At 54.2% G+C, this 20393-nt stretch carries 18 protein-coding genes; 17 read left to right on the top strand and 1 reads right to left on the bottom strand.

Going from position 1 to position 20393, the window contains the following annotated elements:
* The first annotated feature begins 1 nt into the window (after position 1).
* A complete protein-coding gene (locus KE531_17755; protein ID MBR9955438.1) occupies positions 2 to 988 on the top strand; it encodes an ABC transporter ATP-binding protein in 987 nt (328 codons plus the stop codon).
* Positions 978 to 1952: an ATP-binding cassette domain-containing protein gene (locus KE531_17750; GenBank protein MBR9955437.1), complete on the top strand. Its 975-nt coding sequence runs from the start codon at positions 978 to 980 to the stop codon at positions 1950 to 1952. The genes KE531_17755 and KE531_17750 overlap by 11 nt, the downstream gene beginning before the upstream one ends.
* A 77-nt stretch (positions 1953 to 2029) precedes the next feature.
* Here the strand turns inward: KE531_17750 and KE531_17745 are convergent, their stop codons facing one another.
* The gene (locus KE531_17745) at positions 2030 to 3238 is read right to left on the bottom strand and encodes a ribose-phosphate pyrophosphokinase (protein MBR9955436.1); all 1209 of its coding nucleotides are present in this window, start codon (positions 3236 to 3238) and stop codon (positions 2030 to 2032) included.
* A 178-nt stretch (positions 3239 to 3416) separates the two neighbouring features.
* Between KE531_17745 and KE531_17740 the strand changes: the two genes are divergently transcribed.
* From KE531_17740 to KE531_17670, 15 genes are all read left to right on the top strand, one after another.
* The gene (locus KE531_17740) at positions 3417 to 4817 is read left to right on the top strand and encodes a DUF512 domain-containing protein (protein ID MBR9955435.1); all 1401 of its coding nucleotides are present in this window, start codon (positions 3417 to 3419) and stop codon (positions 4815 to 4817) included.
* A gap of 19 nt (positions 4818 to 4836) precedes the next feature.
* A complete protein-coding gene (gene der / locus KE531_17735; GenBank protein MBR9955434.1) occupies positions 4837 to 6162 on the top strand; it encodes a ribosome biogenesis GTPase Der in 1326 nt (441 codons plus the stop codon).
* Positions 6163 to 6165: 3 nt separating this feature from the next.
* Positions 6166 to 6798 carry a glycerol-3-phosphate 1-O-acyltransferase PlsY gene (gene plsY, locus KE531_17730; protein MBR9955433.1) on the top strand — a complete coding sequence of 211 codons (633 nt, stop codon included), beginning with the start codon at positions 6166 to 6168 and terminating at the stop codon, positions 6796 to 6798.
* A 24-nt stretch (positions 6799 to 6822) separates the two neighbouring features.
* Complete coding sequence (locus KE531_17725; protein MBR9955432.1) at positions 6823 to 7833, top strand: NAD(P)H-dependent glycerol-3-phosphate dehydrogenase; 1011 nt, start codon at positions 6823 to 6825, stop codon at positions 7831 to 7833.
* A gap of 65 nt (positions 7834 to 7898) precedes the next feature.
* The gene (gene spoIVA, locus KE531_17720) at positions 7899 to 9362 is read left to right on the top strand and encodes a stage IV sporulation protein A (protein MBR9955431.1); all 1464 of its coding nucleotides are present in this window, start codon (positions 7899 to 7901) and stop codon (positions 9360 to 9362) included.
* 25 nt (positions 9363 to 9387) lie between these two features.
* Positions 9388 to 11007 (top strand): MBL fold metallo-hydrolase, encoded by a 1620-nt coding sequence (locus tag KE531_17715; protein MBR9955430.1) that lies wholly within the window; start codon positions 9388 to 9390, stop codon positions 11005 to 11007.
* 14 nt (positions 11008 to 11021) lie between these two features.
* The gene (rnhA, locus tag KE531_17710; protein ID MBR9955429.1) at positions 11022 to 11495 is read left to right on the top strand and encodes a ribonuclease HI; all 474 of its coding nucleotides are present in this window, start codon (positions 11022 to 11024) and stop codon (positions 11493 to 11495) included.
* Between the two features lie 195 nt (positions 11496 to 11690).
* Positions 11691 to 12509 carry a DUF1311 domain-containing protein gene (locus tag KE531_17705; protein ID MBR9955428.1) on the top strand — a complete coding sequence of 273 codons (819 nt, stop codon included), beginning with the start codon at positions 11691 to 11693 and terminating at the stop codon, positions 12507 to 12509.
* A 551-nt stretch (positions 12510 to 13060) separates the two neighbouring features.
* Positions 13061 to 15703, top strand: a complete 2643-nt coding sequence (gene alaS / locus KE531_17700; protein MBR9955427.1) for an alanine--tRNA ligase — start codon at positions 13061 to 13063, stop codon at positions 15701 to 15703.
* A 130-nt stretch (positions 15704 to 15833) separates the two neighbouring features.
* A complete protein-coding gene (rpsU, locus tag KE531_17695) occupies positions 15834 to 16010 on the top strand; it encodes a 30S ribosomal protein S21 (protein MBR9955426.1) in 177 nt (58 codons plus the stop codon).
* 191 nt (positions 16011 to 16201) lie between these two features.
* Positions 16202 to 16474: a YabP/YqfC family sporulation protein gene (locus tag KE531_17690; GenBank protein ID MBR9955425.1), complete on the top strand. Its 273-nt coding sequence runs from the start codon at positions 16202 to 16204 to the stop codon at positions 16472 to 16474.
* A gap of 12 nt (positions 16475 to 16486) precedes the next feature.
* The gene (locus KE531_17685; protein ID MBR9955424.1) at positions 16487 to 17722 is read left to right on the top strand and encodes a sporulation protein YqfD; all 1236 of its coding nucleotides are present in this window, start codon (positions 16487 to 16489) and stop codon (positions 17720 to 17722) included.
* On the top strand, positions 17709 to 18743 hold the full coding sequence (locus KE531_17680) for a PhoH family protein (protein MBR9955423.1): 1035 nt from the start codon (positions 17709 to 17711) through the stop codon (positions 18741 to 18743). Before KE531_17685 ends, KE531_17680 begins: the two co-directional genes overlap by 14 nt.
* On the top strand, positions 18727 to 19224 hold the full coding sequence (gene ybeY / locus KE531_17675) for an rRNA maturation RNase YbeY (protein ID MBR9955422.1): 498 nt from the start codon (positions 18727 to 18729) through the stop codon (positions 19222 to 19224). Before KE531_17680 ends, ybeY begins: the two co-directional genes overlap by 17 nt.
* Positions 19221 to 20345, top strand: a complete 1125-nt coding sequence (locus tag KE531_17670; GenBank protein MBR9955421.1) for a DUF3048 domain-containing protein — start codon at positions 19221 to 19223, stop codon at positions 20343 to 20345. The genes ybeY and KE531_17670 overlap by 4 nt, the downstream gene beginning before the upstream one ends.
* The last annotated feature ends 48 nt before the right edge of the window (positions 20346 to 20393 follow it).

Below are 20393 nucleotides of genomic sequence, written 5' to 3'. Positions count from 1 at the left end.
TATGGAAAATAAAAATTGTCTGGAAGTAAAAAATCTCCGTACCTGGTTTCATACGCCGGAGGGAGTCGTCAAGGCTGTCGATGGAATTTCCTTTTCCGTGGGACAGGGAGAAACCCTGGCGTTAGTGGGAGAGTCCGGCTGTGGAAAAACCATCACCTCCCTTTCTCTGATCCGGCTCCTTCCGGAAACGGCTGAGCTTCAGGCGGATTCCATTATCTTAAATGGCCGCGACGTGACGAATATTGACAAAAACCAGGCCCGCAAGCTTCGCGGCTCAGAGATTTCCATGATTTTTCAGGAACCGATGACCTCATTAAATCCTGTGTACCGGATTGACAAACAGCTTGGAGAGGTGTTCCGCCTTCACAATCCGGGGATTTCAAAAGAAGAGGTGAAGAAGCGTTCCATTGATATCTTAAAAAAGACCGGCGTTCCCAATCCGGAGGAGCGTCTTAAGGTGTACCCGCACCAGCTTTCCGGCGGCCTGCGCCAGAGGGTCATGATTGCCATTTCCCTGGCGTCCAATCCGAAAATGGTGATTGCCGATGAGCCGACGACGGCGCTTGACGTGACAATCCAGGCTCAGATTTTGGATCTGTTAAAACAGCTCCAAAAGGATATGAACATGTCAATCCTCCTGATTACCCATGATTTTGGCGTGGTTTCCCAGATTGCCAGCCGTGTCGCCGTCATGTATGCAGGAAAAATTGTGGAAGAGGGCGGCATGGAAGAAGTTTTTGCCGATCCATGGCATCCTTATACGAAACTTTTGATCCTTTCCATTCCGGGAATCAAGGTAACGCGCGGAAACCGTCTGGAATCCATAAAAGGCACCGTCCCGAATCCGCTGCGTTTCCCGTCCGGCTGCCGTTTTGCGCCTCGCTGCCCTTACGCTACCGAGCGGTGCAGCAGGGAGGAACCGCCGGAGTATGCAGAAGGAAGGCGGAAAGTGCGCTGTTTTTTGAGGGGGAATCAAAATGAAAGATGAAAATACTATCTTAAGCATTGAAAATCTGAAGGTCTATTTCCCCATCAAAACGGGAATTCTCCAGAGAACCGTCGGCCACGTGAAGGCGGTAGACGGAGTCAGCCTTTCCGTGAAAAAGGGGGAGACCCTTGGCCTTGTGGGGGAGTCCGGCTGCGGAAAAACCACCATCGGGCGCGCCATCGTGCGGCTGAACCATCCGAGCGAGGGCCATATTTACTACCAGGGACAGGATGTCCTGGCTGCCCAGGGAGAAGAATTAAGACAGCTCAGAAAGAGCTTGCAGATTATATTCCAGGATCCCTATTCGTCCTTAAACCCGCGGCATACGGTTCTAAACGCCCTGACAGAGCTTCTGACGGTCCAGATGGGCATGTCGAAGACGGATGCGGCAGGCAGGGCAGAAGAGCTCCTGCACCAGGTGGGGCTCAACGCAGCTTACGGGCTTCGGTATCCCCATGAGTTTTCCGGCGGACAGAGGCAGAGGGTGGCTATCGCAAAGGCGCTGGCACTGAAGCCGAAATTCCTGGTCTGTGACGAAGCCGTTTCGGCCCTGGACGTATCCATCCAGTCCCAGATTATCAACCTGCTCATGGACTTAAAGGAGGAGTATGGGGACATGACGTATCTGTTTATTTCCCATGCCCTCAATGTGGTGGAGCACATTTCTGACCGTGTGGCCGTCATGTACCTTGGACGCATCATGGAGTTTGCAGACAACGAAGAGCTGTTTTCTCATCCGGCCCATCCATATACGCAGGCGCTTCTTTCTGCCATCCCGATTCTGTCGGGAAGAAAGAAGAGAGAGCGCATTGTCCTTCAGGGCGATGTTCCCGGCGCAGCCCATATTCCTTCCGGCTGCCGGTTCCGAACCAGATGCCCATGGGCTACGGAAGAATGTGCCCATGAAGAGCCGAAATTAAAGGATATCGGCGGCGGCCATCTGGCTGCCTGCCTGAAAATTTAAAGACGAAAAAGAGGGGCACGCCCGCGGAAACCTTTCGCAGGTGCGTCCCTCTTTATGGTATGGCTTACATTGCTTCCTTACCCCAACTTCTGATAATAATCATACCCGCCATTATTATATTTCTGAATCAGCTTCTGAATCTTCTCCGTCGGCGACAGGGTATTGCTGATGGAGGCGTCATGGTTTAAGGAGTTGATGATCGCCGCAATGTACTTGCTCACATCGGCCTCCACGTACCATTCCTTCGTAAACAGCTCCGGCGCCCGGTAGTTTAAGTTGGTGGTGACGACGCTGTCGATATAGCCCTTTTCGTAGAACTCGTCAAACTTATCAAAGCCGCTGGTGAACAGGCCGAAGGTACAGCAGACGACAACCTTTGCTGCCTTCCGCTCCTTTAAGGCCCTGGCCGTATCCAGCATGCTTTCGCCGGAGGAAATCATGTCGTCGACGATGATAACGGTCTTTCCTTCTACGGAGCTTCCCAAAAACTCATGGGCCACGATGGGGTTCCTTCCGTTAATGACTCTGGAATAGTCCCTTCTCTTATAGAACATACCCATGTCGACGCCCAGGTTGTTTGCCAGGTAGACGGCGCGGTTCATGGCACCCTCGTCGGGGCTGATGACCATCAGGTGATCCTTATCAATCTTTAAGCTGTGATCATGGTTGAACAGTGCTTTTACAAACTGGTAGGTGGGCATGAAGTTGTCGAGGCCGGAAAGCGGGATTGAATTCTGTACCCGCGGGTCATGGGCATCGAAAGTGGTGATGTTGGAGACGCCCATATGTACCAGCTCCTCAAGCGCCATGGCACAGTCCAAGGACTCTCTGTGGGTGCGCTTATGCTGGCGGCTCTCGTAGAGGAACGGCATGATGACATTGATCCTGTGCGCGGTGGAAGCGCAGGCGCCGATGATTCTCTTAAGATCCTGGTAATGGTCATCCGGGGACATGTGGTTTACATAGCCTGCCATCTTATAGGTCAGGGAGTAGTTTGTCACATCCACCATCACGAACACGTCTGCGCCGCGGACCGATTCCTTAATGACACCCTTGGCTTCGCCGCTTCCGAATCTCGGGCACTCGCAGTTTAAAAGATATGAATCCACGTCATAGCCGCGGTACTGAAGATTCTGCTGCCTTCTTTTGAGCTCCTCCGTATCATTTCTTCGGAAATTCACAATATGCCCGTTTACCTTTTCTGCCAGGTCACGGCAGCTTTCCAGGGCTGCGATTTTCAACGGTGCAATGGGGAGACGGTCATTGAACACATACTGATTTGACATGAAAAAGATTCCTCCGCTCTTCTGGCTGTTTTATTTTCTATTCTTTTATACCATTTTTCGCTTCTTTTCGTCAATAGCCGCCGGGCTTTTTCGGAAAAAGGCCATGGATTCTTTACAAAACCGGGCCGGATTGGTATAGTATGTACAGAAAGACAACGAAAAGAGAGGGAAAAAACCATTGAAATATACCGGCCATAAGATCACGGCCGTGGCGCCAGGCTCCATCGGGGAAGAGCTGGAGCTGGAGCCCGGCGATCTTCTTCTTACCATAGACGGGAACGAAATCGAAGACATTTTTGACTATGAATACATGACCCAGAGCGAGGAATTCACGCTTCTCGTGAGAAAGCAGGATGGGGAAGAGTGGGAGCTTGAAATTGACAGCGGCGGAGAGGATCTGGGGCTCACCTTTGAAAACGGCCTCATGAGCGAGTACCGCTCCTGCCGGAACAAATGTATCTTCTGCTTCATCGACCAGATGCCGTCTGGCATGCGGGATACCCTGTACTTTAAGGACGACGATTCCCGCCTGTCCTTCCTTCAGGGAAATTACATCACGCTGACGAATATGAGCGACAAGGACATCGACCGGATCATCCGTTTCCACTTATCGCCCATCAACATTTCTGTCCAGACCATGAACCCGGAGCTTCGCTGCAAGATGCTGACGAACCGGTTTGCCGGCGAAGCTTTAAAAAAGATGGACAGGCTTTACGAGGCCGGAACCGAGATGAACGGGCAGATCGTTCTCTGTAAGGGCGTCAACGACGGAAAGGAGCTGGAATACTCCATCGAACGGCTTTCCCACTATGCGCCTTATATGCAGAGTGTCTCCGTGGTGCCGGTCGGCCTTTCCAAATTCCGGGACGGACTGTATCCCCTGGAGCCGTTTACGAAGGAGGACGCCTGCCAGGTTATCGACTTAATCGAGGGCTGGCAGAAAAAGATGTATGCGGAATACGGCATCCATTTCATCCATGCCAGTGACGAGTGGTACATTTTAGCGGAGCGGGAGATGCCGGAGGAGAGCCGCTACGACGGCTATATCCAGTTAGAAAACGGCGTCGGCATGCTGCGGCTCCTTTATGAGGAATTTAAAGACGCCCTGGACGGGAAGGAGGACGACGGAAAAGAAGAGGAGCTTTCCATCGCCACGGGATATCTTCCGTACCCGTATCTCTGCCGGCTGATGGAAGATATGAAAACCGTCTATCACGGCCGGAATGTCCATGTTTACCCGATCCGAAATGACTTTTTCGGGGAGAAAATCACAGTGGCCGGGCTTATTACAGGCCAGGACCTGATTGCACAGCTAAAAGGGAAAAACCTTGGTTCACGCCTTCTCCTTCCCGCCTGCATGTTTAAAAACGGCGAGGAAATTTTTCTCGACGACGTGACGAAGGAAGAGGCAGAAGCCGCTTTACAGATTCCCATAAATATAGTAAAATCAAGCGGATACGATTTGCTGGAGGCAGTTTTGAGCCGTGACGCGGCCGCAGAGCAGACGGCAGAGCACGGCGCTTACGAGCTTTCCATGAAGGATTTCTCCGAGGTTTACGACGGGGAAGCCGAAGTTTAGATAAAGTGAGGAGATCAATATGAGTAAACCGGTAGTTGCCATCGTCGGCAGGCCCAACGTGGGAAAATCCACGCTTTTCAACGTCCTGGCCGGCAGTGCGATTTCCATTGTAAAAGATACGCCCGGCGTCACGCGTGACCGGATCTATGCCGACTGTACGTGGTTAGATTATTCCTTCACGCTCATCGACACCGGCGGAATCGAGCCGGATTCCAGGGACGTGATTTTATCCCAGATGCGGGAGCAGGCCCAGATCGCCATCGAAACGGCCGACGTGATTATTTTCCTGGTGGACGTGCGCCAGGGCCTTGTGGACGCCGATTCCAAGGTGGCGGAGATGTTAAGAAAGTCGAAAAAGCCTGTGATCTTAGCTGTCAACAAGGTGGACAGCTTTGCGAAATTCGGAAACGACGTCTATGAATTCTATAACCTGGGCATCGGAGACCCGATGCCGATTTCGTCTGCCTCGAGACTCGGTCTCGGCGACCTTCTCGACGAGGTGACAAAGCACTTTAACCAGGATCAGTACGGCGACGAGGAAGATGAAAGACCGCGGGTGGCCATCGTCGGAAAGCCCAATGTGGGGAAATCGTCGATTGTCAACAGGCTTCTCGGCGAAAACCGCGTCATCGTCTCCGACGTGGCCGGTACGACTCGCGACGCCGTGGACACGGAAATCACCCACAACGGCACGGAATACGTGTTCATCGACACGGCCGGACTCCGCCGGAAAAATAAAATCAAAGAAGACATCGAGCGGTACAGCATTATCCGCACCGTGACGGCCGTGGAGCGGGCCGACATTGTCTTAATCGTCATTGACGCGAAAGAAGGCGTCACCGAACAGGACGCCAAGATCGCCGGCATCGCCCATGAGCGCGGGAAAGGCATCATCGTCGTCGTCAACAAGTGGGACGCCATCGAAAAGAACGACAAGACGATCTACGAGTACACGAGAAAATTAAAGGAAGTGCTGTCCTTCATGCCGTATGCCGAGTACATTTTCATCTCGGCCCTGACGGGACAGCGCCTTGTGAAGCTTTTCGACCTGATCGACGTGATCCGGGAAAACCAGAACCAGCGGATCGCCACCGGCGTCTTAAACGAGATTGTCTCCGAGGCCGTGGCGCTCCAGCAGCCGCCGTCAGACAAGGGAAAACGCCTGAAAATCTACTATGCGACCCAGGTGGCCGTGAAGCCGCCGACCTTTGTCGTGTTCGTAAACGACAAGGAGCTGATGCATTTCTCCTACGTCCGGTACCTGGAGAACAAGATCCGCGAGGCCTTCGGTTTCCGCGGGACGCCGTTAAAATTCATCATCCGCGAGCGGAAGGAGAAAGAATAAGCCATGTTACGAATCCTGTGCCTTGCCATCGGCTATGTATTCGGCCTGTTCCAGACCGGGTATCTTTACGGAAAGCTTCATAAAATTGACATACGAAACTACGGGAGCGGCAACGCCGGTACCACAAATGCCCTGCGCGTGCTGGGGAAAAAGGCCGGCCTGATCGTATTCCTCGGTGATTTTTTTAAGACCGTGTTCGCCTGCCTTTTGGTGCGGATTTTATTTAAGGGAAATCCAAGCCTCGACATGTATGTGCTCTATGCCGGCGTCGGCGTGATTTTAGGCCACAATTTCCCATGCTACCTGCATTTTAAGGGCGGCAAGGGAATCGCCTCCACGGCCGGGATCCTGGTCGCTATGGACTGGCGGATTACGCTCGTCTGCGCCGTGATTTTCCTGGCGTCAGTCATCCTGACGCGGTACGTCTCCCTGGGTTCCATCCTGGTGGTGGTTGCCTTCCTGGCTCAGATTATTTTCTACGGCCTTGGCGGCAGCTATCAGGTAGCCCCGGAGAACATGACGGAGTTTTTCTGCGTGGCGGCCTTTGTGACCCTGATGGCCATCTGGCGCCACCGGGCAAATATCAAGCGGCTTCTTTCCGGGACGGAAAACAAGCTGTGGGGGAATAAAAAATAACAACTGGAAAGGGGTTATCGGCAGATGGAAAAAATCGGAATCATCGGCTCCGGAACCTGGGGAACGGCAATCTCCATTTTACTTCATAATAACGGCCATGAGGTGACAATCTGGTCGGCCATCCCGGAGGAAATTGACGAGATGGCGGCGACCCGAAAACATAAAAATCTGCCGGAGGTGACGCTTCCGGAATCGCTCCGGCTCACAAAGGATTTAAAGGAAGCCATGGAAGGAAAAGACCTCCTTGTCATGGCCGTGCCGTCGGTTTTTGTGCGGAGTACCGCAAAGCGCATGAAGCCGTACCTTCATGACGGCCAGATTATCGTGGACGTGGCAAAGGGCATCGAGGAGTCCACGCTTTTTACCATGTCTCAGATTATTGAAGAGGAGCTTCCGACCGCTCAGGTGGCGGCCCTTTCCGGCCCGAGCCACGCCGAAGAGGTGAGCCGCGGCCTTCCGACGACCTGCGTGGCGGGCGCCCATAAAAAAGCAGTGGCAGAGTACATCCAGTCGGTCTTCATGAGCCCCGTTTTCCGCGTCTACACGAGCCCTGACATGCTTGGCATCGAGATCGGCGCCGCATTGAAAAATGTGGTGGCACTGGCGGCCGGCATCGCCGACGGACTCGGCTACGGAGACAACACGAAGGCGGCCTTAATCACCCGCGGCATGGCGGAGATTGCCCGTCTCGGCATGGCCATGGGCGGCAAATATCAGACCTTTGCCGGTCTTTCCGGCATCGGGGATCTGATTGTCACCTGCGCCAGCATGCACAGCAGAAACCGCCGGGCCGGAATTTTAATTGGAAAGGGATATTCCATGGAAGAGGCCATGAAGGAAGTTCAGATGGTGGTGGAAGGCGTCTACTCGGCAAAGGCGGCTATGGCCCTTGCGAAGAAATATGAGGTGCCGATGCCCATTGTTGAGCAGGTGAACCGGGTTCTCTTTGAGGGGATGCCGGCAAGCGAGGCGGTGAGCGAGCTGATGCTTCGTGACAAGCGGATTGAAAACAGCGACCTTCCCTGGGAGGAGTAAGTCCCATACGTCATAATTTCATGCCCCCTGCATATACTTTAGCAGTATATCAAGGGGGTATTTTTATGGACATATACAGAGATATCGAGGCCAGAACCGGCGGTGAAATCTACATCGGCGTGGTGGGCCCGGTACGGACGGGAAAATCCACGTTCATCAAGCGGTTCATGGAGCTTCTCGTCATGCCGCAGATCACCGACGAACACCAGAAGGCCCAGACGAGAGACGAACTGCCCCAGAGCGCGGCCGGGAAGACCATCATGACGACGGAGCCGAAGTTCATCCCGAAGGAGGCGGCAAAAATTTCCTTAGAGGACGGCATCGAGGCCAGGGTGCGCTTAATCGACTGCGTCGGCTTCATGGTGAACGGAGCGGCCGGCCATGAGGAGAACGGGGCGGAGCGGCTCGTGAAAACCCCGTGGTATGAGGAGGAAATCCCCTTTACGGAGGCGGCGGAAGTGGGCACCAGGAAGGTCATCCGCGATCACTCCACCATCGGCCTCGCCGTGACGACGGACGGGAGCTTCGGGGAGCTTTTAAGAAACGACTACCTCGAATCGGAACAGCGAACCGTAAACGAATTAAAGGAAATCGGGAAACCGTTTCTCGTCCTTTTAAACTCCCAGAGACCTCTTTCCGAGGAGACAAAGGAACTGGCCGCAAAGATGGAAAAGGCCTACGGCGCGTCGGTGCTTCCGGTCAACTGCGAGCAGTTAAAAAAAGAGGACATCGAGGTGATCCTGGCCCAGATCTTAAAAGAGTTCCCGGTGACGGAAATCGACTTTTCCATTCCCCGCTGGATGGAGATTCTGCCGGAGAGTCATCCCTTTAAGGCCGAGGCCATCCGCACCGCCAAGGATATTTTATCGAACGTCAGCCAGATGAAGGATGTGAACGAAGCCGTAAAGACACCGGAGAGCGGGAACATTGACGATGTCCGCATCACGAAAATGGAGATGGCCGACGGGAGCGTGGCCGCTGAGATTGCCATGGACGACGGCTGTTACTATCAGGTCATCAGCGAATTTGCCGGCATGCCCGTGGCCGACGACTATACGTTGATCCACACCCTTTCAAACCTCTCCGGCATGCAGAAGGAATACGAAAAGGTGAAAAACGCCTTAAGCCAGGTGCGGTTAAAGGGCTACGGCATCGTGATGCCGGATAAGTCGGAGATTGAGCTTGACGAGCCGCAGCTCATCCGACACGGCAACAAGTACGGCGTGAAAATCCATGCCCAGGCGCCGTCCATCAACCTCATCAAGGCACATATTGAGACGGAAATCGCGCCCATCGTCGGGAATGAGCAGCAGGCTAAAGACCTGATTGCCTACATAAAAGAAAACTCCGAGACGGCCGACGGCGTCTGGGAGACGAATATTTTCGGGAAATCCGTGGAACAGATCGTCGAGGACGGCATGCAGGCGAAGATTTCCCAGATGACTGAGGACTGCCAGACAAAGCTCCAGGACACCCTCCAGAAAATCATCAACGACAGCAACGGCGGAATGATTTGCATAATTATCTGAAACGCGTTATACTAAAGTCAGTATAATGCGAGGAGGGGTACGTTTGAGACTGACATTTATTGGAGCAGATCATGAAGTAACCGGGAGCTGTCACTATCTGGAAGCCTGCGGAAAACATATTCTGGTGGACTACGGCATGGAACAGGGCAGCAACAAATTTGAGAATGTCGAGCTTCCGATTGCATTTTCCGATGTGGACTATGTTCTCTTAACCCATGCCCACATCGACCACGCCGGCCTTCTCCCCCTGATCTATGCGAAGGGCTTTAAAGGCGTGGTTTTTGCCACGGAGGCCACCTGCGACCTCTGCAATATCATGTTGAAGGACAGCGCCCACATTCAGGAGATGGAGGCAGAATGGAAGAACCGGAAGGCAAGGCGGGCCGGCAAGCCGGAGGTGGAGCCGCTTTATACCGTGGCTGACGCGGAAGGCGTGCTGACCCACTTTGTCCCCTGCCGCTACGGCGAGGAAATTGAGCTTTCCGACGGCATCCGCCTGCGGTTTACCGACGCCGGCCATCTTCTTGGCTCTGCCTCCATCGAAGTTTGGCTTTCGGAGGACGGGACGGAGAAAAAGATCGTTTTTTCCGGTGATATCGGAAACAAGAACAAGCCGCTCATCAAGAATCCGTCTTATATTGACGAAGCCGATTACGTGGTGATGGAGTGCACCTACGGCGACCGGTACCATGAAAGAACCCATGAGCACATCGAGGAGCTGGCCGATATTCTCCAGAAGACTTTGGATCGCGGCGGAAACCTGGTGATCCCGGCGTTTGCCGTCGGCAGAACCCAGGAAATCCTGTATTTCATGCGGAAAATCAAGGAAGAACACATGATCTCGGGCCACGACGGCTTTGAGGTCTATGTGGACAGCCCCCTGGCCGTGGAGGCCACCCATGTGTTCAATGAGAACATCAGCGAGTGCTTCGACGACGAGGCCATGGAGCTTGTGATGCGCGGCATCAACCCCATTGCCTTCCCGGGGCTTAAGCTTTCCATCACCAGCGAAGAGTCCAAGGCCATCAACTTCGACATGACGCCGAAGGTCATCATTTCCGCCGCCGGCATGTGCGACGCCGGACGGATCCGCCACCACTTGAAGCACAACCTCTGGCGGCCGGAGTGTACAATCCTGTTTGCCGGCTACCAGGCCATCGGCACCTTGGGACGGAGCCTCATTGACGGTGCCCAGGTGGTGAAGCTTTTCGGCGAGACCATCGACGTGGAGGCGCATATCGAGCGGCTGGACGGCATCTCCGGCCATGCCGATAAAAACGGTTTAATCGAATGGGTGAATGCCTATAAGAAAAAGCCGGAACAGGTCTTCCTTGTCCACGGCGACGATGCCGTCTGCGACAGCTTTGCAGCCGCTTTAAGGGACGAGTACGGACTTAACACCGCAGCGCCGTTTTCCGGCTCGGTTTACGACCTGGCTGCCGGCGCATGGGTGAAGGAGACCGTCGGAATCCCGATCAAGAAAGAGACCGAACAGCAGAAGAGGAACCGCGGCATCTTTGAGCTTCTTCTCGCGGCCGGCGAGCGGCTCATCGGCGTCATCCACAAGAACAGGGAATGCGCCAACAAGGACATCAAGAAATTTACGGCAGAGATCAACGCGCTCTGCGATAAATGGGACATTTGAGAGGATTTTTTTGGATGAAAGTGACATTATATACGGATGGGGCTGCCCGGGGGAACCCGGACGGCCCCGGAGGCTACGGGGCCGTGCTCCAGTATGTCGACACGAAAGGCGTCCTGCATGAAAAAGAGCTTTCGGCAGGCTACAAGCGCACCACCAACAACCGGATGGAGTTAATGGCCGCCATTGCCGGCCTGGAGGCGCTCACAAAACCGTGCCAGGTGGATCTCTATTCCGACTCCAGGTACCTGGTGGACGCCTTTAACCAGCACTGGATCGAAAGCTGGCAGAAAAACAACTGGAGCCGCCCGAAAACCGGGCCGGTGAAGAACATTGACCTCTGGAAGCGGCTTTTATCGGCTATGGAAGGCCACCAGGTGAGCTTTTTCTGGGTCAGGGGGCACAACGGCCATCCGGAGAACGAGCGGTGCGACCGCCTTGCCACTTCGGCCGCCGACGGGACAGGCCTTTTGGAGGACGAAGGCCTGTAAACAGGCAAAAACGAGGGCAAAGTGGGGGATACCCCTTCCAAAAGCTGGAAAAAATTACGATAATCTTACAATATATTACTTCTTCGTGATTTTGGTTCACAAGTTTATCCGTTTGTGCTATCCTATTTGCAGAGGCGGGGACATGTCTTTTGTTTCCGCCATGCTGTGAATGATTTTTTCGGTGAGGCACTGCGGATGAAAAGACAGTTGGGCGTTTGGATTACTATCATATGCATACTTGTTGTCGGCGTTTCTGTTACGAAGATGACGCGCCGCTTTGTCACGTCCGGCACCCTTGAGACGTTTGCGGCGGAGACAACTGTCGTTTTCGAGCCGTCAGCCATGGCCCGTACCGCAACCGGGGCGGCAGGCGCGCCGGAGACAGGCACGGAAGGCCCGCGGGGACGCCAGTCCGAGGCGGAGCTTTTTTCTGCGGCAGCCGAGACGGCAGCAGAAGCGAAGGTTTCGGAGACGCCGGAAGAGGAAATGGCGGCAGAGGATATGGCCGTTATTACCGAGGCGTCGGAAGTTACGCCAGAGCAGGAGGCCCTGACATCGGAGACGGTGAAATCGCCCCTGGATCCGGGGCCGGCACCGGCATTTTCGCCAGCCATGGCGGAGGCCGCCGACGGGGGGGCATTAAATCCATCGGAGAATTTCAGGGAACGGCTGGATTCGACGGCGGAACAGATCGAGAGATCAAAGGAAGCCGCCAACTCTTCGGCACAGGCGGCCGCTGAGTACGAATGGACGCTGTGGGACAACGAGCTCAACACCATCTATTCTGCCATCCGCCGGAATATGGACGAGGCTGAGAAAGAAGCCTTAAAGCAGGAGGAACTGGAATGGATCCGGACGCGCGACGCCGCAGCCGAGCGGGCAGCCGGAAAAAACAACGTCCAGACAAACCGGAACACAGCGTATATCCTGGAATTATCCGAGATGACAAAGGAACGCTGCTACGAACTGGTGGACACCTACGCCAGCGTTTTAGACCGGGATATCAGCCAATAGACAAAAGAAAAGGAAGGGAGCCGCGCGGGGGAAAGCCGTGCTGCTTCCGTTTTTTTACCGTTTCAAAGAAATTTCTTCTTGCATATCCGCCGCATTGCGATTATGATAGAATGAGCGAAAGTGAGCCAAGAGGGAGCTCGCTCACTCTTGGCGAACGGCGAATTCATGCCGTGGACGCAGTCCATGGCAAACTCGAGCGAAAGTGAGCCGGGAGGGAGCTCGCTCACTTACGGCGAACGGCGAATTCGGCCGTGGACGGAGTCCATGGCAAACTCGAGCGAAAGTGAGCCGGGAGGGACTCGCTCCCTCTTGGCGAACGGCGAATTCGGCCGTGGACGCAGTCCACGGCAGGCCCGAGCGAAAGTGAGCCAATACCCGTCTTTATGGGACGCACATGGAAAAGGAGGCATACGATGGCCGCGTTTTTTGTTTCACTCATACAGACAGCCGGGGAGTTTCTAATTTACGCCGCGATTGCGCTGGCGGGAATCCTTCTCGGAAAAAAATACAGGGCAAAAAAAGATAAACAGTAACCAGGAGGCAGAAATACCATGCAGAAATATGGTGTAAATGAACTGAGGAGAATGTTTCTGGAATTTTTTGAGAGCAAGGGACATCTTGCGATGAAGAGCTTCTCATTGGTTCCGCATAACGATAACAGCTTGCTTTTAATCAATTCCGGTATGGCGCCTTTAAAGCCGTACTTTACCGGACAGGAGATCCCGCCGAGGCGCCGCGTCTGCACGTGCCAGAAGTGCATCCGCACCGGCGATATCGATAACATCGGAAAGACGGCCCGCCACGGCACGTTTTTCGAGATGCTCGGAAACTTCTCCTTCGGCGACTACTTTAAGACCGAGGCGATCCACTGGTCATGGGAGTTTTTGACAGAAGTCGTAGGCCTTGAGGCAGACAGGCTCTACCCGTCCATCTATCTGGATGACGAGGAAGCCTTTAAAATCTGGAACGAGGAGATCGGCATCCCGAAGGAGCGGATTTTCCGTTTCGGCAAGGAAGACAATTTCTGGGAGCACGGCGCAGGCCCCTGCGGCCCATGTTCCGAGATTTACTATGACCGCGGCGAGAAATACGGCTGCGGAAAGCCGACCTGCACCGTCGGCTGCGACTGCGACCGCTATATTGAGGTCTGGAACAACGTCTTCACCCAGTTTGAAAACGACGGCCACGGAAACTACACCGAATTAAAGCAGAAAAACATCGACACGGGCATGGGTCTTGAGCGTCTTGCCGTCGTCGTTCAGGATGTGGACTCCCTGTTCACCATCGACACCAACAAAGCCCTTCTCGACCGGGTATGCGCCCTGGCCGGAAAGGAATACCAGAAAGACCATGAGACCGATATTTCCCTGCGGATTGTGACCGACCACATCAAGTCCTGCACCTTCATGATTTCCGACGGCATCATGCCGTCCAACGAGGGACGCGGCTATGTGTTAAGGCGCCTTCTGCGCCGTGCGGCCCGTCACGGAAGAAAGCTTGGAATCGAAGGGAAATTCCTGGCAAATCTGGCCGATACGGTCATCGCCCTCTCCAAAGACGGCTATCCGGAGTTGGAGGAAAAGAAGGCCATGATCTCCAAGGTGCTGACCGAGGAGGAGGACAAGTTCAACAAGACCATCGACCAGGGTCTTGCCATCCTTTCCGACATGGAAGAGGACATAAAGAAAAACGGGCTTTCGTCGCTTCCCGGCACGGACGCCTTCAAGCTTTACGATACCTACGGCTTCCCGCTTGATCTCACGAAGGAGATCCTGGAGGAAAAGGGCTTTTCCGTAGACGAGGAAGGCTTCCTTTCCTGCATGAAGGAGCAGAAGGAGAAAGCCAGAAAAGCCAGAAAGACGACAAACTATATGGGCGCTGACGTGACGGTTTACCAGTCCATCGACGCGTCCGTCACAACGGAATTTGTCGGCTACGACCGCCTGATCCATCAGTCCCAGATCTCCGTCTTGACGACGGAGGACGCCATCGTCGAGGCCCTGACCGACGGCGAGGTCGGGACGATCCTTGTAAATGAGACGCCGTTTTATGCCACCATGGGCGGCCAGCAGGCCGATACCGGCGTGATCGAGTCGGAGAACGGAAAATTCCTCGTGGAAGACACGATCAAGCTCCAGGGCGGCAAAGTGGGCCACGTGGGCCATATGGTAAGCGGCATGCTGCGGACGGGAGAGACCGTCACCTTAAAGGTGGACGAAGAGAACCGCGCCCTGACGGCGAGGAACCACAGCGCGACCCACCTGCTTCACAAGGCGCTCCGCACTGTCCTCGGAAGCCACGTAGAGCAGGCCGGTTCCCTTGTGGCAAAAGACAGGCTGCGTTTCGACTTCACCCATTTCTCTGCCATGACGAAGGAAGAGCTTAAGAAGGTGGAGGACATGGTAAACGAGGAGATCCGCGCCGCGCTTCCCGTAAAGACGGATATCATGAGCCTGGAGGACGCAAAGAAGACCGGCGCCATGGCGCTGTTCGGCGAAAAGTACGGCGACGAGGTGCGCGTGGTGCGTATGGGCGACTTCTCCACAGAGCTCTGCGGCGGAACCCACGTGGACAACACCCTTTCCATCGGCTCCTTTAAGATTATTTCCGAGGCAGGCATCGCTGCCGGCGTGAGACGTATCGAGGCGCTGACCTCCGACGGGCTGATCCGCCACTATGAGCAGGTGGAAAAAGAGCTCCACGAGGCTGCGGCTGCCGCAAAGGCTGCGCCGTCTGACTTAAAGGCGAAGATTGAGTCCATGCTGGAGGAATTAAAGGCCCTCCACTCTGAGAATGAGAAATTAAAGAGCCGCCTGGCAAAGGAATCCATGGGCGACGTCATGGATCAGGTGAAGGACGTAAACGGCGTGAAGCTTTTGGCTGTCCGCGCGGACGGCGTTGACATGAACGGCCTGAGAAACCTTGGCGACCAGCTCAAGGAAAAACTTGGCGAAGGCGTCATCGTGATCGCCTCCGTGACAGACGGAAAGGTGAACCTGATGGCGACGGCCACCGACGGCGCGCAGAAGATGGGCGCCCATGCCGGAAACCTCATTAAGGCCATTGCAGGCCTGGTGGGCGGCGGCGGCGGCGGACGGCCGAACATGGCCCAGGCCGGCGGAAAGAACCCGGACGGTGTCGAATCTGCCCTCTCCAAAGCGGCGGAAGTTGTCGCGGAACAGGTAAAAGGCTAAAAAATTTACTTTTCCATAAAAAATGTGTTGACGAATGTGTAATTTATGCTATAATCATACCAGTGCGAAAAATACCCACACAGTTGTATAAATGCACAATTCACAACTGGAGGGAGGTTAGGTGTGAGCGATGTCGAACGTAATTGTTAAAGATAACGAGAGCTTGGACAGTGCTTTACGCAGATTCAAAAGAAACTGCGCGAAGGCTGGTATTCAGCAGGAAATTCGTAAAAGAGAGCATTATGAGAAGCCAAGCGTAAGACGTAAGAAAAAGTCCGAAGCAGCAAGAAAACGCAAATATAACTAATCAAAAGAGGAGGCGGACCGCCGGCGAAGTTGCCGGTGGCTCGCCTTTTTGCGTATGTAAGCCCGGAAAGCGGCATCGTGCCGTCCCGGTTCCTTAAACTCCTTTCTGAAGCACCTCCCTTCCATGGGCCTGAATTTTTCTGCCCGCCTTCACATATATTTCCATAAAGGAATCGGAGCAGGGGCACTGCCTTGAAAAAGAAGAAAACAGACCGGAACTTTCTTTCAGACGCCCTGCGTCTTCCGGAGGATGTGGTAAAGGGCGAAAGCCTCCTGACCTTCATCGGCCGTTCCGCGGTCCGGATCGAAAATTACAGGGGCATCCTTTTTTATACGGACACGAACATCCGGATTCAGGCGAAGGCCTACCGGCTCTCCGTAAGCGGGAGCCGGCTTTCCATCCGGTACTATGACAAAGATGAAATGGAGATCACAGGGAAAATCGAAACCATCACGTTTGAGTAAAGGAGAAGGCCATTGGCACTGCATCATCGTTTCTTTTTCTGCGGCGGCGTCCGCGCCGGGATTGACGGGTACGACAGGGAACGCTTTTTCAACATCGCGGCCCAGAGGGAGCTTTCTGTCTGCGAAATCTCTGAAGATCACGAGACGAAGGCCGTCACCTTCTGGACAAAGGTCTCTGACTTTAAGAAGATGAAGCCGGTGGCAAGAAAGACCGGGACAAGGCTCTCCATTGTTTCCAAATTCGGCCTTCCCTTCTTTTTTCACAGGAACAGGAGGCGGAAGCTGTTTGCGGCCGGCCTGCTGACTTTTTTCCTTCTGCTTTTCTGGCTTTCCCGTTTTATCTGGGACATTTCCTTTGAGGGAAACCGAAGATTTACCGATGAGATGCTGCTTCATTACATGGAGACGCTGCCGGTGGCCTGCGGCATGAAAAAGTCCGATATCTCCTGCGAAGAACTGGAAAGCGGGCTCCGCGGCGCTTTTCCTGAGATTTCCTGGGTCTCGGCGGAGCTTCGCGGCACGCGGCTCATTGTCCATGTAAAAGAAAATGAAGCCGTCCTGACACCGGAGTTTCCGGATAAAACGCCGTGCGACCTGGTGGCGAAAAGGGACGGAACCGTCGTAAAAACCGTCACGCGGAGCGGGATCTGCAAGGTAAAGGCCGGAGATCCGGTGACGGCAGGAACCGTCCTCGTGGAGGGCACGGTGCCGATCTATGACGATTCCATGACGCTCGTGAACGCCAGGCAGGTGCATGCCGACGCGGAAATCTATGCCGAGACGGCGTATGCCTATGAAAAAACGCTTCCGAGGACGTATGAGGTGCGGGCAAAAACCGGGAAGGTGCGGAAAGGGATTTTCCTTGAGGCATTCGGCCATTCCTTTTATTTCCTCATGCCGGACAGGGACGGCGGAAGCTGGGAATTTGTCATGGAACAGCGCCAGCTTAGGCTTTTTGAGAACTTTTATCTGCCTGTTTACGGCGCCGTCATCACGGCAAACGAATACGTCCCCTACGAGCGCGCCTACACCGAAGCGGAAATACAGGCGGCTGCCGGCCGGCTTGAACAGGAATATATGGAAAATCTGTCAGAAAAAGCTATACAAATCCTTGGGAATGATGATAAAATAGAGACAGATGGCTCCGGGATCCGGATTTCCGGCGTCATGACCGTGGTGGAGGACATTGCAGAGGCGTCCCCCATCGAGAACAGTGAGGAGAATCAGACATTTCATGAGCGTAATTGAAACGATTATAGACATTCCGGCCGAGCATGAGCGGAAGGTCTGCGGACAATTTGATGTTTACTTAAAAAAGATCGAGCGGACGCTTCACGTATCCATGATCGCCAGGGACGGGGAGATTAAGGTCATCGGCCCCGACCACGCGGTAAAAAAGGCGAAGAGCGTTTTTTCCACCCTGATCGAGCTTTCCAAGCGGGGCGAAGAGATCGGGGAACAGAACGTGGATTACGCCCTGGCCCTTTCCTTTGACGGCCAGGACGACAAGCTTCTGGAAATCGACCGGGACATCATCTGCCATACCATAAACGGAAAGCCGGTGAAGCCGAAAACCCTGGGCCAGAAGCAGTACGTGGACTTGATCAGAAAGAAGATGATTGTCTTCGGCGTCGGTCCTGCCGGTACGGGAAAGACGTACCTGGGCATGTCCATGGCGATCCAGGCCTTTAAAAACGGCGAGGTCGGCCGGATTATCTTAACACGTCCCGCCATTGAAGCCGGAGAAAAGCTTGGCTTCCTGCCCGGCGACCTTCAGAGCAAGATTGACCCGTACCTGCGGCCCCTCTACGACGCCCTCTATCAGATTATGGGCGCAGACAGCTACATGCACAACGCAGAAAAGGGGCTCATTGAGGTAGCGCCGCTCGCCTACATGCGCGGCCGCACCCTGGACAATGCGTTCATTATTCTGGATGAGGCCCAGAACACGACCCAGGCGCAGATGAAAATGTTCCTTACAAGGATCGGCTTCGGCTCCAAGGTCATCATCACCGGCGACCAGTCCCAGAAGGACCTGCCCTACGGAACGGTGTCCGGCCTGGATACGGCCCTTAAGATTTTAAAGAACATCGACGACATCGGCATCTGCTATTTTACCAGCGACGATGTGGTGCGTCATCCGCTGGTACAGAAGATTGTAAAGGCATATGATGAATACGAGGCCCGCGGGAAGCGGCCTGCAAGGGGAGAGCACGCCGAGACAAAGCGGCCCGCAAAGAAGGAGGGACGTCATGACGGTAACGATTGAGTACGAGGCAGAAAAGAAGCTTGACCTGCCTTATGAAACCATCATAAAAGAGGTGGCCGAGGAAGCTCTGGATTATGTGGAATGCCCTTATGATGCGGAGATCAACGTGCTGCTTACGGACAACGAGGGGATCCGGGAAATCAATCAGGAGACACGCGGAATCGACGCCCCGACGGATGTTTTGTCGTTTCCCATGTGTGATTTTGAGACGCCGGGGGACTTTTCTAAATTAGAGGAGACGCCGGAGGAGTATTTTAATCCCGATACGGGAGAGCTGATGCTCGGGGATATCGTAATTTCCGTGGAAAAGGTCACGGAGCAGGCTGAAAAATACGGCCATTCCGAGACAAGGGAACTGGCGTTCCTTACGGCCCACAGTATGCTGCATTTGAGCGGGTACGACCATATGGAGGAGGACGAGCGGCTTGTGATGGAAGACAAGCAGCGGGAGATCCTGGAACGGAGGGGTTACAGAAGATGAGAAAAAAGCGCAGGCAGGTTTTTCTTTTGGCACTGTTTCTGGTGTCCGCAGGCGTTTTGGGCGGCTGCCAGAAAAAGTATGAACAGGTTTCCGTGACGGAGGCACCGTCCGAAACCGAGGCACCGGAAACGGAGACGGCTCCGACCGTCGTGCTGGAAACGGAACCGGAGACTGAGACGGAACCGGTCTTGCGCATTGAGGTGGATGGAAAAATCCGAAGCTACCTGACGGGCGAGATGGTGGATGTTGAGAAAGCCAACCGGCGCCCCGTGGCTGTGATGATGAGCAACGACAAGCAGTCGCTTCCCCAGTATGGTATCAACCGCGCAGACGTTGTCTATGAAGCGCCGGTGGAGGGCGATATGAACCGCTACATGGCGATTTTTGAGGATTATGACGATCTGGAGCGCATCGGCTCCGTGCGGAGCTGCCGAACCTATTATACATATTTCGCAAAGGAATTTGATGCAATCTACGCCCATTACGGCCAGAGCAATTTCGCGGTGCCCTATTTAAAAAATGTCGACCATATCAACGGCGTTGACGGCATCGGTACCACGGCATATTACAGGAGCTCCGATAAAAAGGCGCCCCACAACGCCTACACGAGCGGTGAACGGCTTGCGGCCTCCATCGAAAAGATGGGCTTTTCCACAGACTATTCCGAGGATTACGAGGGCCATTACAAGTTTGCCAGGGGCGATGAGCAGGTGAAGCTTGAGGACGGCGAGGACGCCTATAAGATCGTGCCCGGCTACCCGTTAAACAAGCCCTGGTTCGAGTACAACGAGGAAGACGGCCTCTATTACCGGTACCAGTACGGCGGCCCCCACGAGGGGAACGAAGGGCAGATTGCCGTAAAGAACGTGATCTTTCAATATGTGGAATATGGCTATTATGCGACGACGCCGTACTTAAACATCAATGTCCATACAGGGCATGAGGGACGTTTTTTCACCAACGGCAAGTACGAAAAGATCACCTGGGAGAAGGACGGGGAGTTCGGCGTCACCCATTACTACGACATGGACGGAGAGGAGATCACCTTAAACAAGGGAAAGACCTGGGTCTGCATCATCCAGACCGACAAATACAACAAGGCGGAAATCTACGGCAAATAGCCGCTTTCCGAAGAAAAACGGGAAAATATGTTTAAATTTCAAAAAGAA

The sequence above is a fragment of the Eubacteriaceae bacterium Marseille-Q4139 genome (assembly GCA_018223415.1).
Classification (GTDB): domain Bacteria; phylum Bacillota; class Clostridia; order Lachnospirales; family Lachnospiraceae; genus CABSIM01.
Note: the sequence above shows the minus strand (reverse complement) of the source record. Positions and strands in the feature narration are given on the sequence as shown.